The organism is Xanthomonas cannabis (assembly GCF_040616535.1).
GTDB lineage: Bacteria > Pseudomonadota > Gammaproteobacteria > Xanthomonadales > Xanthomonadaceae > Xanthomonas > Xanthomonas cannabis.
This window is the reverse complement of record NZ_CP136580.1, coordinates 46,951-68,091: the sequence shown is the minus strand read 5'-3', so window position 1 is coordinate 68,091 and position 21,141 is coordinate 46,951. Positions and strand designations below refer to the sequence as shown.

The window sequence follows — 21,141 nt, the reverse complement described above, 5'->3', positions numbered from 1 at the left end:
GCGCGGCCTGCCCCCTCTGGCGAACGGGCCGCCTTGTTCGGGCCGTGCCTGGTTTATGCGTTGCCGGGCAGGGGCTGCCTGCTGCCTCTATTGAACACCCGCCTGCTGCTGCCGCGCATGCAAGCGGCCGCTGCCTGTGCGTGCGGCCCTGCCCGATGCGCCCGGTTTGCCGGACAGCCCCTGCATTCACTGCCACCGGGCGGCGCGCGCCTTGCGTGCCGGGTGCTGCGCTGCGCCGCCATTGCTGCCGACCACCGGCCCGAACCGGCCCGATTAGGCGTAAAGCGCCGGGTTCTTTGCGTAATCGGGCCGGTTGGGACGTTTTGCCACCCTCGTCTCACCTATTAGATATACCGTGCGTTCCGTCACATTTTAATGTGACGCATACCGCACTTATGGACCGGAAGAGGGAGCTGTCATGACCGATCACAGAATGGGGCTGCAGGCGCAGCCGATGGGCGCGCCGGGCAGTGCCGGCCGGGGCTGGGCCACGCTGTTGCCTGCGTTGGAAACCCCGTTTACCGACAACCGGCCGGTACGTTTGCCGCCGGCACCGGTGCCGCAGCCAAACAGCCCCAACCTCAAACGGCTGCTGCGCAAAGGCGCGCGCCGCTTGGTCAGGACACTGCCGTGGCGGCATCAGGACCGGCTGTATTTCCTGAATACCTTCGGGCGGCTGCCCAACCTGTACAACCCCACCTGCTTCAACGAGAAGGTGCTCTACCGCAAGTGCGTGCATGGCGATTACCCGCTGTACCGGCGGCTGGCAGACAAGTTTGCGGTGCGCCCGTATGTGGCGGCCAGGATCGGCGAGGCGCACCTGATCCCGCTGCTGCTGGACACCACCGACCCGCAGGAGCTGCTGCGCCTGCCGCAGTGGCGGCAGACCGTGATCAAGGCCAACCACGGCGCGGCGATGGTGGAGGTGGTGCGCGATGAGCCGGATGCGCAGCACAAGCGCCGCATCATCGAACGCTGCGACCAATGGCTGCGCACCGACTTCTCCGACAAGGTGCGCGAGATCCATTACCGCGATATTCCGCCGCGCATCCTGGTGGAGCAATACATCGGCGATGCGCAGCAGGTGCCGGTGGACTACAAGTTCCACATGTTCCGGCAGGCGGACGGCAGTTTTCAGTACGTGTTGCAGGTGATCTATGGGCGCTTCGATACGCCGAAGCTGGGCATGACCTTCTTTGTCGGCAACCTGCACGAGGCCTTCCACCGCATCCGCGACGACGGGCGCGCGCCCCCGTGCACGCCGGCGCTGCTGGAACAGGCGCTGGAGCTGAGCAAGCAGCTGGCAAGCGACTTCGATTACGTGCGGGTGGACTGGTACATCCAGCACGGGCAGGTCTATTTCGGCGAGCTGACCTTTACCCCCGGTGCGGGGCTGGTGACCGGCCTGGACCGCGGGCTGGACCGGATGATGGGCAATATGTGGGTGCAGCAGCGTGCACCGGCGGCAGCGTGCTTTGCCACGGACGGCATCCGCGTGCGGCTGCCGACGCGGTGAGGTGAGTACGGCCGCGGCACGCCGCGCGGCTGCGGGCTACGAAAAACGTCTAGCCGGACACCGCCGCACGGCGACCGGCCACACCGCGCCTGGGAGGTGTTCAGCCACGGCGGCACGCCGGTGGGCTTCGAGTACAACGTACAGGGCCGGGGCACGCTGCATTCGGTAATCGTGCTCTCCGACCGCATTGCGCCGGAGGCGGTGTTGAAGACCACGTTGTAGGGCGTGAGCCTGACTGACAACCCTTAAGTGGCGTCCCTGATCAATGGTAAAGTGGCTGCCACCTAATCATTAATTGGATAGTGCCGTGACGAATCTGGTCAAGCTGGCAACCGCACGCGCCCTGGTCGGCGCCAGTGCGGTCAGGCAGGCATCAGTCATCGGGGAAGCCGGTGCCTGGATCGTGCGGTTGCAGACCCATAACCAGACCCGTGTGCTGGCCACAAAGGCGAATGCGCCGCGCCGGTTTGGCAGCTTCGAAAGTGCGTTGAAGGTATTGCGCGAGATGGGCATGCCCTTGGACGTGCTTCACGTGGACGCTGCGCAGTGGGACGCAGAGGGCGGCAATGCGAAGCGCCGGCCTGACCGCTCCGAGGCGATGAAGGTCAAGGAGTTGGATGCACGCTATGCGGTGTCGCTACGCACCCAGACCGAGCATGCCCTGGCCGACCCCCGCCCCGCGCTCTCCAGCGCGCAGGCCAGGCAGCAGATGGAGACGCTTAAAACGCAACAACGTGCGGCGCTTGAGGCAGCCCTGGCTGCAAAGGGCACGCGTGCGTGAGCGTGGCCTGGAAGCAGAGCGCGCTGGATGCGCGCACCGCATTGCTCGCCTCAGCATTGGCGCGCGCGATCGAGATCTCCGACCCGCAGATTTATGTCGCCGCATGTGAACAGGACGACCGGATCGAAACCGAGGGCGACGCGCTGGATAGTGCCGCCACCTATCACTCTGGGCCACTGCCGGGAACGCGTTTGTACACCTGCCAGGACGGCAGATATCTCTTGATATACACACGCGACGGCGACGATGTGCTGATCCTTGCCCTCGTACCTGCGCGCTCTGATTGGAAGCCGACGTCGTCAGGCGATCAATAGATCCATGACGTGTCGATGCTACTGAGCTAGGGGCATACGCGACGGCGTAACGACATCGACAGCGCGCTACACCCCGCCCAGCGGCTGCAGGCACAACCAGATGGCATACCAGTGCGACAGCGCGCCGCCCAGCACGTGGGCGTGCCAGATGGCGCGGTTGTAGACCATCGCCTTGCGCACGTAGAACGCCACGCCCACGGTGTAGAACGCGCCGCCCGCCACGATGAGCCAGAGCACGGCGCTGTCCAGGCCGGCAATCATCTGGTTGATCACCACGATGCCGGCCCAGCCCAGCAGCAGGTAGATCGCCACCCAGAACCCCTTGGCGATACCGGGCAGGCACAGCTTGGCGACCACGCCGAACAAGGCCACGCACCAGACGCTCAAGATCATGGTCCAGCGCCAGGTGCCATCGAGCGCGACCAGGAAGAATGGTGTGTACGAGCCGGCAATCATCACGAAGATGCCGGCGTGGTCGAACTTGCGCAGCATCGGCTGGCGCTGCGGCGGGGCGAAGTTGTAGGCCGCCGAGCAGGCAAACATCACCAGCAGGCCCAGCGCATACACGCAGGTGGCCACCACCATGGTCTGGCTGGCGTGCGCACGCCACACCATCCAGGTGCCGCCAACAATGGCCAGGAACAGGCCGGCCGCATGCACGATCACATCGGCGCGGCGGGCGGCGGGGGTCTTGTAATGTGGGGGCGGGGCGGGAGCAGGTACGGACACGGAGCATCTTCGACGCGTAAGGGACGGCGTCGCTGCGCGAGGGGGGAACACAAGGATACGCGTTGGCGGCGACGATCAGGTCAGCGTTGTCGGACGGTGCACGCATGAATGCTTGCGTGCTACGCACCCCTGGCAGGCGGCCGCGCCAGGCTGGCACGCGCGTAGCACCCGTTGTGGGCGCTGAAGCGGCAGGCGCTCAGGCCTGCCGCCGCCACGATCACTTGCCGGTAGCGTAGAGCGTGTCGATGGCGCGCTTGTTGTCCGCACCCGAGGGGTGGCTCACTGCGCCTTCGCGCTCCAATTGCCCTTCCCACTCGCTCACCTGCGCCTTGAGTTCGCGCGCACAGCACTTGAGTTGGGACAGCGTGACTTCTGCCTCGTCCTCCCAGAACGCGGCGTCGACCGAGGTGCGGAACGTGCCGTCGGCATAGATCCACAGCGCGCGCCCGACGGTGCCGTCGTCGCCCTTGCGCTGGCCGAGCGCCTCGGCGTCGGCGGCACTACGGATGGTGCCGTGGATCTCAAAATCGGTGCGTTGCACGTTGGTGAATGTCACCTTCAGATGCGCGTGCAAACCTTCGGCATCCTTCAATTGATTGGTGACATCCTTGATATAGACATTCTGGGCCGTCGAGGCCTTGTTGCTGAAACGGTTGTCCTGCAAGAACTGGTCACTGACCATGCGCTGACTCCATAAGAGGAAGAGGTGTCCGCCGCCACGCGAGGGACATGCGCAGCGTAGGGATGCCGCACCCGGCGCCACCATCGGTGCAATGCCCATTTCCGCAGCCCGTTGCACCTAGGCGCTGCGCGTATGAAGCGATCAGCTACACGGGCTGACGGGCGTTGCTCCGGCGTCTCACTTTCTGAGACGCTGTTCTGTTTCCCTGCAATGCTTTGGATGCTGACCGCAATGGCCCATGTCCTGGCCCGCCGCACCGAAACCGCCGAACGCGCGCTGGCCACCACCGACGGCCGCCCCAGCCGCGACGGCGCACTGCTCACCGAGCGCCTGGAGCGCCGCTACCACGACCGCATCACCGGCAGCTTCACCATTCCCGGGCGCGAGGGAAGCTACGCGCCCATCCCCGACGATGTGCCCAGTGCGCTGGCCGATGCCCTGCACGCGCGCGGCATCAGCCAGCTCTACAGCCACCAGGCCGATGCGTGGGCGGCCACCCAGCGCGGCGAGCATGTGGCGATCGTGACGCCCACCGCTTCGGGCAAGTCGCTGTGCTACACGCTGCCGGTGGTGAGCGCGGCGATGACCAGCGGCGCCAAGGCGCTGTACCTGTTCCCGACCAAGGCGCTGGCGCAGGACCAGGTGGCCGAGCTGCTGGAGTTGAACCGCGCCGGCGAGTTGGGGGTGAAGGCCTTCACCTTCGACGGCGACACGCCCGGCGACGCGCGGCAGGCGATCCGGTTGCATGGCGACATCGTGGTGAGCAACCCGGACATGCTGCACCAGGCGATCCTGCCGCATCACACCAAGTGGGCGCAGTTCTTCGAGAACCTGCGCTATGTGGTGATCGACGAGATCCACACCTACCGCGGCGTGTTCGGCAGCCATGTCACCAACGTGCTGCGCCGGCTCAAGCGCATCTGCGCGTTCTATGGCGCCAGCCCGCAGTTCATCCTGTGCTCGGCCACCATCGGCAACCCGCATGCGCACGCGCAGGCCTTGATCGAAGAGCAGGTGCATGCCATCACCGAATCCGGCGCGCCCACCGGTGACAAGCATGTGTTGCTGTGGAACCCGCCGGTGGTCAATGCGGACCTGGGCCTGCGTGCGTCGGCGCGTTCGCAGAGCAACCGCATTGCGCGCATCGCGATCAAGAGCGGGCTGAAGACGCTGGTGTTCGCGCAGACGCGTTTGATGGTGGAAGTGCTGACCAAGTATCTGAAGGACATCTTCGACCACGACCCGCGCAAGCCGGCACGCATCCGCGCCTACCGCGGTGGCTACCTGCCCACCGAACGCCGCGAGGTGGAGCGTGCGATGCGCGCCGGCACCATCGACGGCATCATTTCCACCTCTGCGCTGGAGCTGGGCGTGGATATCGGTGCACTGGACGTAGTGATCCTCAATGGCTACCCCGGCAGCGTGGCGGCGACATGGCAGCGCTTCGGCCGCGCCGGGCGTCGCCAGCAACCGGCGCTGGGCGTGCTGGTGGCCAGTTCGCAACCGCTGGACCAGTACGTGGTGCGGCACCCGGATTTCTTCGCCGATGCCTCGCCCGAACATGCGCGCACTGCGCCGGACCAGCCGCTGATCCTGTTCGACCACATTCGTTGCGCGGCGTTCGAATTGCCGTTCATTGCCAGCGAGCCGTTCGGGCCGATCGACCCGCTGGTGTTTCTGGAAGCACTGGCCGAAAGCGAGGTGATCCACCAGGAAGGCGACCGCTGGGAATGGATCGCCGACAGCTACCCGGCCAACGCGGTGAGCCTGCGCTCGGTGGCCGACGGCAACTTCGTGGTAGTGGACAAGACCGACGGCAAGCAGCAGATCATCGCCGAGGTGGATTATTCCGCCGCTGCGCTCACCTTGTACGAAGGCGCCATCCACATGGTGCAGAGCACGCCGTACCAGGTGGAGCGGCTGGATTGGGAAGGCCGCAAGGCCTACGTGACGCGCACGCATGTGGACTACTACACCGACAGCATCGACTACACCAAATTGAAGGTGCTGGACCGCTTCGACGGTGGCGTGGCCGGGCGCGGCGATTCCCACCATGGCGAAGTGCATGTGGTGCGACGCGTGTCCGGCTACAAGAAGATCCGCTATTACACGCACGAAAACATCGGCTACGGGCCGGTGAACCTGCCCGACCAGGAATTGCACACCACCGCAGTGTGGTGGCAGTTGCCGCAGGCGACCTTAGGCAAGGCGTTCGCGTCCAAGCAGGATGCACTGGATGGATTTTTGGGCGCGGCTTACGCGTTGCACGTGGTGGCCACGGTGGCGGTGATGGCCGATGCGCGCGACCTGCAAAAGGCCGTGGGCAACGGAGACGGCGCGTGGTTTGCGGTGGCCGACCAGACCGGGCGCGGGCAGCTGCGCGGCGTGGAAGAAGGCGACGCGGCCACGGTGGAATTGCAGCAGGCGTTCGTGCCCACGGTGTACCTGTACGACAACTTCCCCGGTGGCGTTGGCCTGAGCGAGCCGCTGTGGCTGCGCCAGGCCGAGTTGCTGCAGCGCGCGGACGAGTTGGTGCGGCGTTGCGATTGCAGCGCCGGTTGCCCGGCCTGCGTGGGCCCGGTGCTGGCCGCGCACGAGGAAGGCAAGGGGGAATCGCCGAAGTCGCTGGCACTGACGGTGTTGGCGTTGTTGTTCGATCCCGATGCACCGCTGCGGCATGCCACGCAGATTGACGACGACCTGGCGCTGGACGTGCTTGCATGAGTGTGAGTGCGGACCGGCTGCGGTTGCTGCGCCGGCAGGCCGGGCATGCGGATGTGCGTGCGCCTGCGGCGGATGCTGAAGGCGATGCACTGCAAGCTGCAGTGGCATTAAATGCGAAGGAAGTGGAGGCCGCACTTGTCGCTGAGGTGACGCAGCCAGCCTCCGGCGCGGCCACGCAGGGCATGCCGCCTGCGCCCGGTGATGCTCCGGCCATCAGCGCAGAACGTCTGCGCCTGCTGCGCCGCCAGGTCGGCGGGCTGACGCCTGCATCGCGCAAGGACGATGCGGTGATGCCGACACGTGCGCAGCGGGCAGCGGTGTCCGGCACCGCGTCACCCGCTGCACGCTTGCCGTCGCGCGATACAGCCGCTACATCTCATGACGCCGCGGCGGCTGTCCCGCACGATGTGCGCACCGCACCGGCGCCCACGCGCCGCGCCTTGCAGTCACTCGCTACCGCACCGCCTGCGCGTGACGCATCGGTGTTTGCGTGGGTGGAGCACGATGTGCGCCACAAGCCGGCGTTGCCATCGGCTGCCGATGCCGATGCCATCACCGCGGTGGATACGGAGGTCGCACGCCATTGGCCAATGGCGCGTAGCGCAACGACACCACCGGCAACACCCATGGCGCCGGCACTGCCGCCGCAGCGACGCGCCGACATTGCCGGCCTGCGCAAGATGATCGGCCTGCGCGAGCGTGCGGTGTCGGCGCAGACACCCGTGCGCGCGCCATCGAACGACCGCCACCTGCCGGGAACCGAGATCGCCCCCGGCCTGCATCTGATCGAAGCGTTTCTGCCGCAGGCCATTCCGTGCGAGGCGCTCTCGCTGGCGTTCGCCAAACGCGACGATGCGGTCGACCCGCTGGACCTGCTGTTCTTCGACACCGAAACCACCGGCCTGGCCGGCGGCACCGGCACGCGCGCCTTCATGATCGGCGTGGCGCAGTGGTGCACCGATGCCATGCAAGGCAGCGGACTGCGCGTGCGCCAGCTGATGATGTCCACCATGGCCGCCGAAAGCGCCATGCTCGACCTGTTCCGCACCTGGCTGACACCGCGCACGGTGCTGTCCAGCTACAACGGCCGCTGCTATGACGCACCATTGCTGAAGACACGCTACCGCCTGGCGCGGCGCGGCGACCCGATTTCTGCGTTGGACCATGTGGACCTGTTGTTCCCCACCCGCCGCCGTTATCGCGGCACCTGGGAGAACTGCAAGCTGGCCACCATCGAGCGGCAGCTGCTGCGCGTGGTGCGCGAGGACGACCTGCCCGGCTCCGAAGCCCCGGCCGCCTGGCTGAGCTACCTGCGCGGCGGCAGCGCGCGCAACCTGCGCCGCGTGGCCGACCACAACCACCAGGACGTGGTGACGCTCTCGCTGCTGATGCAACGCCTGGTGGCGGTCGAGGCGCAGGACCGCGAGGTGATTCCGTTGATGGATGCGGTGTAGGCATCGATGCCACACCGCGATGAGGCACCGCTCTGCCTGCGTGCCGTGATCGAGCCGATGCAACGCCTGGGTGGTTGAGGCGCAGGACCGTGAAGTGATGTCGTTGATGGGCTCGATGCAGGCGTCCACGCGACGGCGCGCTGGGCTCTATCGCACGAGCTGCAATGTGCCGCGCGCTGTGCCATGCCGTTGCATGGCCGCATCGAAGACGATGGGGTCGGCATCCAGGTGGGTCGTGCCGCTGCAACCGGTGCACTCCGAACACATGGCCGCGCTCGCGAAGCCGAGCACGTTGTCAGTGCGATAGGCGCCCTGTTGTCATATCCATGTGCTGTGATCGGCGTGCGCTTGGCGGCGTGCACGTCGAGTGTGCACAGCGGCCGTGTGCACGTGATCGCCACCTGCAATGCCGGACCGCCGCCTGCAGTGCGGAAGGATGCGCGCACGACAATCCCGTGGCGGTGCTGTGCAAGCCGCTCCACACAGCATCGCCCGCAGGCAGACGTACCGCGCGCAACACCGCTTTTTGCATAACCCGTGGATTTGCCCCAAGAATCAGGACTGCGCATGCCGTCACTCATGGACACCCGCCTCAGCCGCCGTCGCCTGATGGCAGCCGCTGCCGGCACCGCGGCATTGGCAACCGCCGTGCCCGCATTGGCCAAGACTTCGTCACCGCCGGATGTGGGCCGCAAATTCCTGCGTAACAGACGGCCGATGCCGTTTGCCGGCAATACCTTCCTGGGGCATCTGGCGCAGCAGGGCGATGGCTATGACAGCTTCAACCGCGTGCTGGACATCTACCGCGAGCTGCCCGCGCACCGCTTCGCCAACAAGTTTGCGTTGCTGCCGCCGAGCAGTTATCACGTGACCTTGCTGGGCGGCGTCAACGAGATCGACCGCGCGCGCGGGCCCTGGCCGGGTGATATGGGTCGCGACATGGCGCTGAGCGAGGTCAATGCGGCGTTTCTGTCACGGCTGGCGCAACGCACCGCCGCGCCGCTGGGTGCGTGCAGCTTTGTGGTCAACCCGGCAACGGCAAAGACCGGCGCCAACGATAACCTGCTCATCCCGCTGCACCCTGCGGACGCGCACACCGCGCAACGGTTGGAGACCGCGCGCCAGGCGTTGATGACCCTGACCCGGCTGCAGCGCCCGGACTACACCAACTTCCAGTTCCATATCTCGCTCGCCTACCTGTGCGAGACGCTCGATGCCGCGGAGCAAGCGGACTACCGTGCTGCAGTGGGCGACTGGCTCAAGCGACTCGCGGCAGCCGGCCCGATCACCGTCCCGCACTTCCATTTCTGTACGTTTGCCGACATGGATGCATTCCGGACGGTGCGGGAAGTTTGATGCGCGGCATGCAGCGATGCCGTTTAGCCCCTCTCCCACCGGGAGAGGAGTTGGGGTGAGGGTGCGCAATCTCGCTTGTCTACAGTGGCCAACATTCTCGATCCAAGCACGTCCGTCGACGTATTGCGGTGTGGGAGCTGCGGTGCTTCCCCGCCCCGCCCCCACTCCGCGCTGGCAGCACAGGCACTCCAACGCACGCGCACAGGTTGATGATGCACATGATCGATCACGTGCCGACGCTGGCAGACACCACATACGGTGTTGCACTAGATGCCCTCATCCGCCTCCGACACCTCGGTGGCCATCTGCCACGCAGCAAACTCCTGCTCGAAGTCGCCCAGCGTCAGCAGCCCCATGCAGGCATGCGCGCCGATCGGCAGCGGCTGGCCAGCGGCAAGTTTGCGAACCAGCAACACCGCCGCGAAGCACGGAATTTCCGGCCCATGCAGCATGGGCGCGGTGAGGTCCCATTGCAGCTGCAGTGGCCGCGCAGCACCCTGCGCGGCCGTGGCCTGTCCGGTACCGCGCAGCTCCACGCGCATGCCGCCCAGGTCGGTGCCGAAGCGGTCGAACCAACGCGCGGCGTGCGCGAACACCTCGGCCAGGCGCTGCATCGGCAACGGCAGGCCGCAGCGGCGTAACCATGCGACAACAGCCAGACAGCGCTGCAGGAACGCCACTTCCAGCGCCGCACGGAATTGCACGGTCTGCACGCCGGGATAGCGCTGCGGCAACAGCTCGTGATCGGGCACGTCGCAAGGCGAGGCCAGGCGTGGGGCGAGCTGGGCGAACTGCACGCGCGTGGGCCGTGCCCACCCCACCACCTGCTGCCAGCGACCAGCCTGCCACCAGTGGAAAGGCGTGCCGCAGTACGACAGCACCGCACGCACCGTGGCCAGGCCCAACGGCGTGCCCTGCGCGGGCGCGATGACCATGCGGATCTCCTGCAGCGCCGAAAAGCGCGGCAGCAGTGCGTCGATCACAGCGCTGGACAGTGCCGGCAAGGTGCTGGCCCCGCTGATCGCCACGCGCTGCGCCTGGCGTGCAGTGGCGTCCATCGCGCCGGCGAAGTCACGCACGAACGCACGGCCGTCGGCCAGATCGATGTAATGCATGCCGGCCTGCAGGCAGCTGCGCGCCACCGCGTAGTCCTGGCCCTGGAACGGGCCGGCGGTGTGCACCACCGCATCGGCGCCGGTGGCGGCCAGTTGCGCGGCAAAGTCGTGCGCATCGATATCCAGGCGGCAGGTAGAGATGCTGCCGGGTGCGATACCCGGCCACTTGGTCGCCACATCGCCCGGATGCCGCCCGGCCGCAATCACATGGATCTGCGCCGTTGCCGCCAGCGCACGCACGATGCGTGCACCGAAGTGGCCGAAGCCGCCCAACACCACTACCCGATACGTCATCGCCTGCTCGCCGTCTGTGTCTATACACAGTATCGGCGAGCGCACCGTGTTACATGCACCTGCATCTGCACGCGCGGCGCGGCGCAGTGCAGCTAACCGGCGATGCGCGTCGCGCGGCCGCTTCTCAATGCTTCGCGTAACACCTTCAAGGCTTGCCGCGTCGCCAGCCTGGAAGCACCGGCCTGCTTGCTCGCCAACACGGCCTGCTGTTGCGCCAGGGCATGTTGCTGCTGCGCCAACGCCTGCAATGCATCGGGCGTGGCAGCGTGCTGCGCTGAGCTGGATGCAGCCGCCGATGCTGTGCTGGTCGAAGCCTGCAGCTGGCGCGGTTCGGCTTGTGCAGACAACTGCGCGGCAAGTGCGGCTTGCCGCTCGCTCAAGGCCTGCTGGCGTGCGGCCACTCTGGCCTGTGCGTCGGCCAATTGCTGGCTGCGCAGATGCGCCACGCCCAGCTGATGCAGCAGGGTTGGATCGCGGACCAGGTATTGCTTCCCATCGGCCCGAAACCACAGCACGCGCGCGCCGTTGCCTGCGTAGCGACGCGCCGTCTGCAGATCATCAGGCGTGCCGTGCATCACTTGGCGATCGCCGTGCACCAGCACGTAGGCGTCGCCTTCGGACGGGATGCTTGCGGTCGCGTTACCGCAGGATCTGTTCACGCTTGCAGGCAGGCGTGCGGGTGCTGCTGGTGCAACCGGTGCCGGGGGTGCATTCGGCGTTGTCGGCGCAGGTGCAGCTGGCAACGCGCGTACTGCACTAACCGCAGGCGTTGCTGATGCAGCTGCACGTGCAGGCCACACGGATGCGACCGGCGCGACTGGAGACAATGCCGGCGCGCGCAATGCAGAAACACCAGGCCAGGCCTGCGCGAAGGTCATATCAGGTGCTGCCGGTGCAGTCGTTGCGCTGCCCACAGGCGAAACACGCGCGATGGAGGCAACCGGCATCATCGCCGCACTGGCGGGAGCCGCCAGCGACGGCGCAGCAAGGGAGGTGTGCACCAGGGCAACCGCAGGCGCCGCAGACGCGCTTGCGATCGCGGCGGGGCCGGTAACTGCAGCAAGCGCCAGCAACAACGCCGAACGCAGGCACAGCACTGGAACAGTGGTCTGGATCATATGAGATCTCCACGAAAGGCACAGGTCGATTGGTGCCGCCTGCGCAAGACGCGCCGACGGGGGGGAAACAGCGATCACGCGGCCACGGCGTTGCCGACGCTGCAGGCGTCGTTGCGCGGGAGTGCGGGCTGTGGCGGGCCCATGGTGGTGCGGTTGCTGCCTTGCCCGACGGTGTCGGCGCATCGCACCGGCCGGTGCTGGCGTCAACGTGCTGACTGCGGCCGCCTGTCTACCGGCCGTGCACGGCCGGAACTGGAGCGTGGCTGCACGCCACGCGTTGCCGCTGTGTAGCTACCAGAGACCCGTGCCGAGGTGACGCGTGGTCTGCAGCGACCCCACAACAGTTGGCTCTTTAATGCTCGGTCACTGTACCTCTTCGCCACCCGCAGCGGCCGGCAAGACGCTGCGAGCGGCCGTCAGCCGATGCAGATGGTGCGCTCGGCAGAGCGCTACGCCCGGAGCCGGAGCGGGCACGTGGTCCATGCTGACGCCGGGCACCGGCCACACCTGCCTGACCGTGAGCGCGGTGGCCTGGTTCATGACTCCTGGTTGTCCTGCGCCTGTTCTGCCTCTGCTTGCGCTTGTTCGGCGTCCGCCTGCGCTTGCGCCATCTCGCGTTGCGCTTGCGCGGCTTCCCGTTGCCCGCGCGCAGCCTCGGCGCGGGCCTGACGTGCGGCCTGTTTGCCCATCTCGGCCTGCTGCCGGGACACCTCAGCCGCCTGTCGCACCGCAGCGGCGTACGCGTATTGCGCCTGGCGATGCTGCTGCGCCATGTCGCGGATCTGCTGCTCGGCTTCGCGCGCCTGCTGTTGCGCGTCCTGTTTGGCCTGCGCCAGCTCCGGGCCCAACGCCGCCAGTTGCTCGCGCGCTTCCTGCAAGGCGTCCTGTGCTTCCTGCATCCGGTCCTGCTGCAGTTCAAGGTCGTGGTTGTTGGCAGCGAGCGCATCGTGCACGGCGGCTTGCGCGTCACGGGTGGCATCGCGCCGGATCTGGTCCAGGTCGAGATTCCAGCCGCTTTGGGTTGGGTCTGCGTCCTCGTCGTGGAGCGGCTCGGCGCCCAGCACATCGGCAATCACACCGTGCGCAGCGGGGGCGGCGGCTTCCGCAGGCAGTGCCGACGCGGGCAACGCATCCATGGGCGCGGTAGCGTCTGCGGCACTGCTGGCAGGCGCGCTTGCCGCGGTGGGCGCTACCGGGGCAGTCACCACCACCGGCCGCATGCGTGGGGACGTCGCCGGCACCGGCATGGCCACCAGACGCAATGGCAGCACACCGCAGACGGCCACCGCGGCCAGGATCATCGCAGCAGCCAGCCGCGGAAACGCGCGGGTGTCCTGCAACATCGACAACCTGCGTTTCAGACTGAGGAACGATGGCGAAGCGCTCGCCACGCCACCGCGTGGACGCGCCGCAACGCCCAGTTGCAGCAGCAGGCGGCCGTATTCGTGGCGGCAATGGCGGTGCCCGGCGACCACGGCCGCATCGCAGGCGGCTTCGCGGGCAATGGCATATTCGCGCGCGGCCAGATGCACCAGCGGGTGGAAGAAGAACAGGTACTGCGCCAACGCCGGCAGCAGGCCCCACCACAGGTCGCGGCGGCGCAGATGGATCAACTCGTGGGTCAGCGCCATATCCAGATCGTCGTCGGCCATGTGCGGCAGGCGTGCGGCAGGCAACAGCAACACCGGTCGCCACGGGCCGATCAACTGCGGCGAATCGATCTGCGACGACAGCCGCAGGGCCGGCGGGTGCGACAAGCCATGCGCTTCAGAAGCCATCTGCAACGCCTGCACCAAGGCGCGGTCGGTGCACGGCTGCGCCGCACGTACCAACGCACGGCTGCGCAGATACGCGCGCGCCGTGCCGGCGGCCAGCACCAGCACCCCCGCCGCCCACAGCGCCAGCACCGCCACGGCGAATGGCGACCAGGCGCCAACCTGCATTGCCTGCGCGGTGGCGCCGGCATGCGCGGCCGTGGATGCCGCGGCGGCGGCGTTTGCCATCGGCGCCAGGCTGCCGGACGAGCCCAGCGCAGTGGTCACGCCATGCGCCGGCAGCACCGGCAGCTGCACCGGGTTGCTCCACACCAGGCCGACCACCGCCTGCACGCCCACCAACCACCACAGCCAGGTTTGCGTGGCCGCCGGCAAGCGGCGCACGCCGCGGCACAACGCCCATACCACCAGCACCAGCACCGCGGTCTGCACGCTGGTGGCGCCAAGCTTCCATAACACCGCTTCGATCAGGGGCGACATGACTCAATCCTCCTTGCGCTGCGATTGCAGCTTGGCGACCAACGCTTCGAGTTCGGCCAGTTCGCTATCGCTGACTTCGGCGCGCTGCGACATCCACGCCACGAATGGCGACACCGAGCCCTGCAAAGTCTTCTCGACGAACTGCCCCACAGCCCCGCGCACCACATCGTCCTGGCCGGCGGTGGCGCTGTAGCGGTACATGCCGTCTACCTGCTTGCGGCGCAGAAAGCCCTTGGCACGCAGCCGCTCCATCATGGTCAGCACGGTAGAGCGCGCCAACCCGCGCGGCTCGCCGAACGCGGCCGCCACTTCGCCCACGCTGGCGTGCCGCTGTTCTTCGATGTATTGCAGCAGGGCCAGCTCCTGGTCCCCGATGGTCTTGCCGCGCATGCCGCTCTCCCTGACTACAGTTGTCGCTACCGTAGAGGTGACTACAGCTGTCGTCAATAGGTCGGATGGCAGGGGGCCAGGCGGGCGCCGGCTGTGCTGTGGAGGGATCAGGCAGCAGCCATGAGCGCCCAGGGAACGCCGGGGGGCTTGGGCAACAGGTGGCCTTCATCGCCTGAGCACTATTGCGTTCGAGCCCTGCGTGCACGCCGGGCATCTACGGTCCGGTCGTCATGCTGACCGGACATGGCCCCTGTGTTCGATGCCATCCTGATTGAACGACGGGGTAGCGTGGGGCTACCTTGCATGACCAGCCCTCGAGCGGGCCGCGCCTGTCGCGTTCTCTCTGACGCATTGTCAGAACTGTCTATCCAGAAGTGCCCGCATGAACTGCGCCGCATGCCCCCTGGTTTCACGACCCAAGGCGTTGGAGGCGGTCAGGCGCTCCCAAACGTCTGGATGCCGATCGTGCAGAACGCTGTCTATCACCGCAAAAGCCTCTTCCTTGCTTTTGCCAGACGCCTTGAGTTCATCGATCTGCGTACGGAAGGTGTCCCAGTCGGCACCCGTTGGCACCCGCAGGTTTCGATCGCGGCCTGCCATCGCTGCGCGAGCCTCCGCTTCGTCATTCAACAGGTCACGAATCACTTCCGGCGCAGACCTTACCGGCCATGCCGCCGTTCCCAGATAGGAGAGCACCTTGGCATCGTGTTCTTCCAGGCCACGCAACAAGGCAGTTGCCTCCTTCCGCACCGCGCGCCATTCACCCTGCCCTGGCAGGCGACCAGAGGCCGCCATCTGATGGAGTCGAAGCAACGCCGCGTGCACCTGGCTTGCGCCCTGGTGCCCCGCGACACGCTCCCGAATGACGCTGCTCTCCAGGTAATCGACGATGACACGCTCGGCAGCAAGGTCGTCCATGCCCTGCGCGCGAGGCTGCAGCCAGTGAACGGCGGCATCCTGTGCCGCGGCTGCAGGCAGGCTCTGGATGATAGGCGTCATGACCAAGACCATCGGTAAAGGGATCTTGGTGAGACCTGCAAACAAGGCCTCGTCTTCAGAGCCAACCGCGCAGAACAGCATCCCGCGATAGCCACCTCGATTGGCGGGGTCACCCGGGTCTGGGTAGAAGCCGCCATTGGCAACCGCGGCCGCAAACCTCGTCAGTGGCAACCCCGCGTTTTCGGCAGTTGCCGTCACCGCTCAGCCCCTATGGCCGTCTCGATCATTTCGGCTAGCGTCGTCCGTGTCTGCAGGCCGAAGAGCTGCTGCGTGACCTTTCCATCCTTTATCACCACAAACGCGGGCACGCCCCTGACACCATGAGCCTGGGCGATCTCCGGGCTTTGGTCGATATCAACCGAAACAAATGTCATCTCATCGGCATATTCGCCGGCAATGCTCTCTATGACCGGGGCAACCGTTTTGCACGGGCCACACCAACCTGCGGAAAACTTCAGTAACACGGGCACGTTGGATCTGATCACATCCTGAGCAAAGTCCAAGTCGGCAGCGTTGCGAAACGTCATTGAAACCCCTGAAAAAGTGGATGCCGCAGTGAGTGAGGTGGCGGCCAGGCGCCTGTGACGCGCTCCAGCCAGCGCATGTGAGCAGCCCGACCGGCCCACGGCCAGACGCGCTGGTCCAGCCCCGCCCTGCGACACGCATTCCAACTGCTCTCGCATGGTGTCACCGCGCAGATTCCGGGTCTTGGACATAAACATCGGTAGCAGGACAGGGACGTTGCTCACCCGTTGCTGTGCGACCTCAGGACGCCGATCAGGATGTCGCTGCACCGGGTCCCCAAACGATACCTGTACGAAGGCGGATCGGGCGTTTTCTGCGCGACGCCCGTTAACTTCGCGCTTCCCTTGCGCCCTACCCCGCCGAAGCGCAACGTGCTTGCAAAGCACGTAACATGCAGCCCCCCGCGACGACCCGAAGCACCCATGCTCACCAGCCGTGACCTAGCCATTCTCAACATCATGCAGTTGGACAGTGATACGCCGTTGGCTGAGCTGGGCGAGGCCGTGCACCTTTCGCCATCGGCATGTTCTCGTCGCCTGACCCAGCTGCGGGATGCGGGGTATATCAAGGGAAACGTCGCCGTGCTTGACCGTCTCAAACTCGGGCTGCCGACAACGATTTTCGTGATGATCGGGACAAGTCAGCACACCGATGAATGGACCGAGAAGTTTCATGCCGCCTTGGCGGAGATACCTGAAATTGTTGATGCGTATCGACTGACCGGCAACGTCGACTATATTCTCAAGATCGTGTTGCCCGCAGTCGAAGACTACGACCGGGTCTACAAGACGCTTATCCGCAAGGTCGATATGACACGGGTAAGCGCCTATATCTCGATGGAGACGGTGAAGTCTTCGCAAACGCTGCCGCTGGTCGCCATCAAAACCAAGGGCGACCGATAGCATCCATCGCTTTCCTCCTATCGAGCAAGAGTGATCGACCTGGAATGGAATGCCTCAAGGGCGTCACGGTGAGCGATGCTGATGACAAGTGCGTCCGGCAGTTTTTCATCCAGAAGCGCGTAGAGACGCGTCTCATTGGCGGGGTCGAGTGCGCTTGTCGCTTCGTCCAGTAACACGACCTCCGGTGCATGCAGGAACACGCGCGCAAAGGCCAGCCGCTGCTGCTCGCCCGGCGAAAGTTGCTGCTGCCAGACAGCGGTGGTGTCGAGCTTTTCCGTGAGGCCCTCAAGGTGTACCCAGCGCAGTACCTGCCTGCACTGTTCATGCGAAAAGGTCCCATGAGGCGCGGGATAAGACAGGGCGTCGATCAGCGTGCCGGTGGGGACGTAACTTTTCTGCGGCAGAAACAGCGTGCGCGCGCGCGTTTGCGCGTTGAAGGACACGCTGCCTGATCCGTGCGGCCACAGCCCTGCGATGGCGCGCATCATCATGCTTTTGCCAACGCCGGACTCCCCGCGCACCAGCCAGCGTTCGCCTGCGCGGAAAACCAGGTCACCTGGAGCTGCCAACGCACTTCCATCGGGCCTGGCAAGTTGCAATCCCGAGGTCTCCAGCAAGGGACCGTTGGCGTCAGACTGCCGCTCCGTCAGCACGATGCCGCGCACTTCCGGCTTGCCAAGTTCGACATCGAAGGCACCGAGTCGCTTCACGGCAGAGGCCCAGATGAAGAAACTACCGCTTTGCATCTGCCTGGCGAACCACGAAAGCGCAATGGCGATTGCCATCACGGCGGCGCTGATCTGGGTGAACTTTCCGTAGTCTATTTCGCCGCGCATGTACTGGCTGTAGCCGGGAATATTCATCCCCAAGCCCACCAACCGCTGGTAGAACATGACGACAAGCATCATTGCTGCCGTCGCAATCATGATGGACCGCCAGTTGAGGACAATCCGGTCAAATAATCCGTTGAGGCGGACCGCTTCAGCCCGAGCGCCATCGTAAAGCGCAACTTGCTCGGCATTCATCCGGATGTTGGCCATTGCAAAACGATAATCCGCCTCCTTGCGCTGGCGGTCGATGTTCAGCCTCACCAACGGGCGGCCGACTGCAATCATCGTGGCCAGAAAGCCGAGCAGAATGATCCAGGTGGACCAGAAGATGCCGTTGGGCAATGAAAGAGACGTTGCCTTCCATGTCAGTCTGAGGGCGCCCCCAAGACCCCACAAGACGGTGCTGTACGCAATCACCCGCGTGATCTGGTACGCAACGTCGGAGAACAGCGCCAGCGTCTGATCGACCATCAGAAAAACATCTTCGGAGATCCGCTGATCCGGGTTGTCGACGGAGCCATCTCGCTCCATCCGGTAATAGTTGTACTGCGATAACCAGCGATCGGCAAAGTGCCGAGTCAGCCAGATGCGCCAGTCGATCTCGATCCACATGCGCAAATAGCTTTGGGAAATGTCGAGAAGGACTGTCCCCAACGTGATGACCAGCAAGACCAGTGCCGTGGATTGAAGTTTGGTGAGGTCCTTGGCGACAAGGGCATTTGTTAGAACCCCGGAGCGATCATTCAGGAACACGGCGGCCTTGGCCTGAAGTAGCAGGGAGCCGACGAAAAGTGCAAGCAACACCCACGCTTTGGTGGAGGCACGCGTACGCCAGAACGGTGCCACGAGTTTTGCGAAGGCAATCAGCAGGTGGCGATTGCCCCCGGCCCCCTGGGCGCTAGCAGCGCCTGGCGAGATCTGGCCGCTCATGCCAGCACCTGCGAGGCTGCAGTCAGGCGAACCGACCTGGAATGGAATGCCTCAAGGGCGTCACGGTGAGCGATGCTGATGACAAGTGCGTCCGGCAGTTTCTTATCCAGAAGCGCGTAGAGACGCGTTTCATTGGCGGGGTCGAGCGCGCTTGTCGCTTCGTCCAGTAACACGACCTCCGGTGCATGCAGGAACACGCGCGCGAAGGCCAGCCGCTGCTGCTCACCGGGAGAAAGTTGCTGCTGCCAGACAGCGGTGGTGTCGAGCTTCTCCGTAAGGCCCTCAAGGTGCACCCAGCGCAGTACCTGCCTGCACTGTTCATGCGTAAAGCTTCCATGAGGCGCGGGATAAGACAGGGCGTCGATCAGCGTGCCGGTGGGGACGTAACTTTTCTGCGGCAGAAACAGCGTGCGCGCGCGCGTTTGCGCGTTGAAGGACACGCTGCCTGATCCGTGCGGCCACAGCCCTGCGATGGCGCGCATCATCATGCTTTTGCCAACGCCGGACTCCCCGCGCACCAGCCAGCGCTCACCCGCGCGAAAGGCAAGGTCGCCCGGTGCTGCCAGTGCAGTGCCGTCGGGCCTGGCTAGCTGCAATCCCGAGGTCTCCAGCAACGGGCCACCGATGACGGACTCCCGCTCCGTCAATGCGATGCCGCGCGCTTCCGGTTTGCCAAGTTCGATGTCGAAGGCATCGAGCCGGTGCACGGCAGACGCCCAACGATAATATTCACCCGATGCGGCCAGGTTCAGCAGGGTCGTAAAACCATTGATGACCATCATGAACGCGAATCCCACGACATACAGATTCGCAAAACTCAGGCTGCCGTTTAAATAAGCCTGTATGCCCACCAGCGGCATGCTCAACACGAGTAACGATTGAAAGCCGGACTGGAAACCGACAAGGCGAACCTGGAAACGAATAATGCGGTGCCAGTTGTCTGCGATGGGGGCCAACAGACGCGATGTCCGCTGCAGCTCCGCGCCTTCGCCGCGATATAGCGCGATTTGCTCAGCGTTCGAGCGCATCGCCGCCAGGGCGAATCGCAAGTCTGCATCCTTGCGCTGCTGCGCCACGCTCAGCCCTACAAGAGGCCGACCAATGGCAAAGCCCAATGCGGTCACCACGATCGATATCACCAAGGCGAGCAGGAACGTGCCGCCCGGAACGACCCACGAGACGCCCAGGAACCGCAGATCCAGCGCCCCACCCAAGGAGAGAAGGACCGTGGCATAGCCCACCAGTCTCATCAGGTCCTGGCCCACAGTGGTGAACAGCAGTGTCGAGTGGTCGACGAGCTGGTAGGTATCGTCTGCAATCCGCTGGTCGGGATTGTCGGCCCCGCCTTGGCGCTCCATCCGATAGAAGTTGGCGTTGTCCAACCAGCGGCTCTGAAACCGGCCGACCAGCCACTTGCGCCAATCGATCATGATGGACTGGCGCAGCCATTCGAACAGCACGAAGTTGGCTGTCATGATGCAGACGAACAGGAAGTAGTGGCCCGCAACGCGAAGTATTTCCTGCTCATTGCGACTGACGAACTGTCCCGATAGTTCGCCATTCAACTTTGTAATCTGAACGCCGAGGGTCGCCTCGACAGCCATGCTCGCAAGAATGAACATGACCGCGACCCAGGCTTTGCGTGATGACTGCATTGTCCAAAACGGCGCCATGACGCGCCGCATGGCGCTGCCTATGCTGCGTTGTTTCGCATGGTGGTCAGGCGTTTCATCGGCTACTGCGGTGGTTTCATCGGGGTTAACTTCGGACGTCACCGGTTAATTTCGCCTTTTACTATCTATCTCAAATCAGCCCGACTTGGTGGTGAGTGAGCTGCGAGAATTAAAGTGATTCATTGAAATTGCGGGCTCAACTGTAGATGAGCAGATTTGCTTTATCAATGCCCGGCTCGGTTAAAAAATGGGTGGGTCCTTTATCTGCATTTTTGATTCGAAATTGGCTGGATAATGCGCAGCCGTTTGCGTGGCGACCAGAAAAACCGGCTGCGTTTGCAAGCCGTTGCCGCAATTAAGGAGTGCGCGCGCAATGCCGTACGCGGCGGGTCATCGGGGTGAGAGGGCGATTGGTCCACTGCCTCGGGGTAGCCCGATCTCCAGCGCAGGCATCTGGGGCGTGGGCCGAACGATCGACGCTTTCAGGGTCGCTGCTGCGCTCGCAGGCCCCGACCTCCCTGCAGCAGGGCGTTGGAGGCCGGAGAGACACACTG

Annotated in this window: 18 protein-coding genes; 8 read left to right on the top strand and 10 right to left on the bottom strand. The window is 65.0% G+C overall.

What is annotated here, in order from left to right; all coding sequences use genetic code 11:
- The first annotated feature begins 433 nt into the window (after positions 1 to 433).
- The 4 genes from RZV17_RS00275 to RZV17_RS00260 all read left to right on the top strand — a co-directional run bounded on the left by RZV17_RS00275 (position 434) and on the right by RZV17_RS00260 (position 2,611).
- A complete protein-coding gene (locus RZV17_RS00275) occupies positions 434 to 1,516 on the top strand; it encodes an ATP-grasp fold amidoligase family protein (protein WP_355609551.1) in 1,083 nt (360 codons plus the stop codon).
- A gap of 96 nt (positions 1,517 to 1,612) precedes the next feature.
- Complete coding sequence (locus RZV17_RS00270) at positions 1,613 to 1,738, top strand: hypothetical protein (RefSeq protein ID WP_255404427.1); 126 nt, start codon at positions 1,613 to 1,615, stop codon at positions 1,736 to 1,738.
- Positions 1,739 to 1,823: 85 nt separating this feature from the next.
- A complete protein-coding gene (locus RZV17_RS00265; protein WP_244875171.1) occupies positions 1,824 to 2,297 on the top strand; it encodes a hypothetical protein in 474 nt (157 codons plus the stop codon).
- Positions 2,294 to 2,611, top strand: a complete 318-nt coding sequence (locus tag RZV17_RS00260; RefSeq protein WP_184368461.1) for a plasmid stabilization protein — start codon at positions 2,294 to 2,296, stop codon at positions 2,609 to 2,611. Before RZV17_RS00265 ends, RZV17_RS00260 begins: the two co-directional genes overlap by 4 nt.
- 66 nt (positions 2,612 to 2,677) lie before the next feature.
- On the opposite strand, the gene RZV17_RS00255 is transcribed toward RZV17_RS00260, so the two are convergent.
- Entirely contained in the window at positions 2,678 to 3,340 is a 663-nt protein-coding gene (locus RZV17_RS00255) for a hemolysin III family protein (RefSeq protein WP_355606189.1), read from the bottom strand.
- Between the two features lie 217 nt (positions 3,341 to 3,557).
- Positions 3,558 to 4,121 (bottom strand): hypothetical protein, encoded by a 564-nt coding sequence (locus tag RZV17_RS00250; protein WP_139015268.1) that lies wholly within the window; start codon positions 4,119 to 4,121, stop codon positions 3,558 to 3,560.
- Between the two features lie 132 nt (positions 4,122 to 4,253).
- On the opposite strand from RZV17_RS00250, the gene RZV17_RS00245 reads away from it, so the two are divergent.
- The 3 genes from RZV17_RS00245 to RZV17_RS00235 all read left to right on the top strand — a co-directional run bounded on the left by RZV17_RS00245 (position 4,254) and on the right by RZV17_RS00235 (position 9,556).
- Positions 4,254 to 6,746: a DEAD/DEAH box helicase gene (locus RZV17_RS00245; RefSeq protein WP_355606185.1), complete on the top strand. Its 2,493-nt coding sequence runs from the start codon at positions 4,254 to 4,256 to the stop codon at positions 6,744 to 6,746.
- Entirely contained in the window at positions 6,743 to 8,200 is a 1,458-nt protein-coding gene (locus RZV17_RS00240; protein WP_355606182.1) for a ribonuclease H-like domain-containing protein, read from the top strand. Before RZV17_RS00245 ends, RZV17_RS00240 begins: the two co-directional genes overlap by 4 nt.
- A 567-nt stretch (positions 8,201 to 8,767) precedes the next feature.
- Complete coding sequence (locus RZV17_RS00235; RefSeq protein ID WP_355606179.1) at positions 8,768 to 9,556, top strand: DUF1868 domain-containing protein; 789 nt, start codon at positions 8,768 to 8,770, stop codon at positions 9,554 to 9,556.
- A 266-nt stretch (positions 9,557 to 9,822) separates the two neighbouring features.
- Here RZV17_RS00235 and RZV17_RS00230 read toward each other — a convergent pair whose 3' ends face one another.
- The 6 genes from RZV17_RS00230 to RZV17_RS00205 form a co-directional block, all read right to left on the bottom strand.
- Positions 9,823 to 10,965 carry a saccharopine dehydrogenase NADP-binding domain-containing protein gene (locus RZV17_RS00230; RefSeq protein WP_355606176.1) on the bottom strand — a complete coding sequence of 381 codons (1,143 nt, stop codon included), beginning with the start codon at positions 10,963 to 10,965 and terminating at the stop codon, positions 9,823 to 9,825.
- A gap of 92 nt (positions 10,966 to 11,057) precedes the next feature.
- A complete protein-coding gene (locus tag RZV17_RS00225) occupies positions 11,058 to 11,624 on the bottom strand; it encodes a hypothetical protein (protein ID WP_355606173.1) in 567 nt (188 codons plus the stop codon).
- A gap of 995 nt (positions 11,625 to 12,619) precedes the next feature.
- On the bottom strand, positions 12,620 to 14,338 hold the full coding sequence (locus RZV17_RS00220) for a M56 family metallopeptidase (protein WP_355606170.1): 1,719 nt from the start codon (positions 14,336 to 14,338) through the stop codon (positions 12,620 to 12,622).
- Positions 14,339 to 14,341: 3 nt separating this feature from the next.
- The gene (locus RZV17_RS00215) at positions 14,342 to 14,728 is read right to left on the bottom strand and encodes a BlaI/MecI/CopY family transcriptional regulator (protein ID WP_047697013.1); all 387 of its coding nucleotides are present in this window, start codon (positions 14,726 to 14,728) and stop codon (positions 14,342 to 14,344) included.
- Between the two features lie 354 nt (positions 14,729 to 15,082).
- Positions 15,083 to 15,925 (bottom strand): hypothetical protein, encoded by an 843-nt coding sequence (locus RZV17_RS00210; protein WP_355606167.1) that lies wholly within the window; start codon positions 15,923 to 15,925, stop codon positions 15,083 to 15,085.
- Entirely contained in the window at positions 15,922 to 16,254 is a 333-nt protein-coding gene (locus RZV17_RS00205) for a co-chaperone YbbN (RefSeq protein WP_166749955.1), read from the bottom strand. The genes RZV17_RS00210 and RZV17_RS00205 overlap by 4 nt, the downstream gene beginning before the upstream one ends.
- A gap of 420 nt (positions 16,255 to 16,674) precedes the next feature.
- Here RZV17_RS00205 and RZV17_RS00200 point away from each other — a divergent pair, with 420 nt between their 5' ends.
- Complete coding sequence (locus RZV17_RS00200) at positions 16,675 to 17,154, top strand: Lrp/AsnC family transcriptional regulator (RefSeq protein WP_047697019.1); 480 nt, start codon at positions 16,675 to 16,677, stop codon at positions 17,152 to 17,154.
- 17 nt (positions 17,155 to 17,171) lie between these two features.
- On the opposite strand, the gene RZV17_RS00195 is transcribed toward RZV17_RS00200, so the two are convergent.
- Entirely contained in the window at positions 17,172 to 18,914 is a 1,743-nt protein-coding gene (locus tag RZV17_RS00195; RefSeq protein WP_184384363.1) for an ABC transporter ATP-binding protein/permease, read from the bottom strand.
- The gene (locus tag RZV17_RS00190; RefSeq protein ID WP_355606162.1) at positions 18,911 to 20,689 is read right to left on the bottom strand and encodes an ATP-binding cassette domain-containing protein; all 1,779 of its coding nucleotides are present in this window, start codon (positions 20,687 to 20,689) and stop codon (positions 18,911 to 18,913) included. The genes RZV17_RS00195 and RZV17_RS00190 overlap by 4 nt, the downstream gene beginning before the upstream one ends.
- Positions 20,690 to 21,141 lie beyond the last annotated feature (452 nt).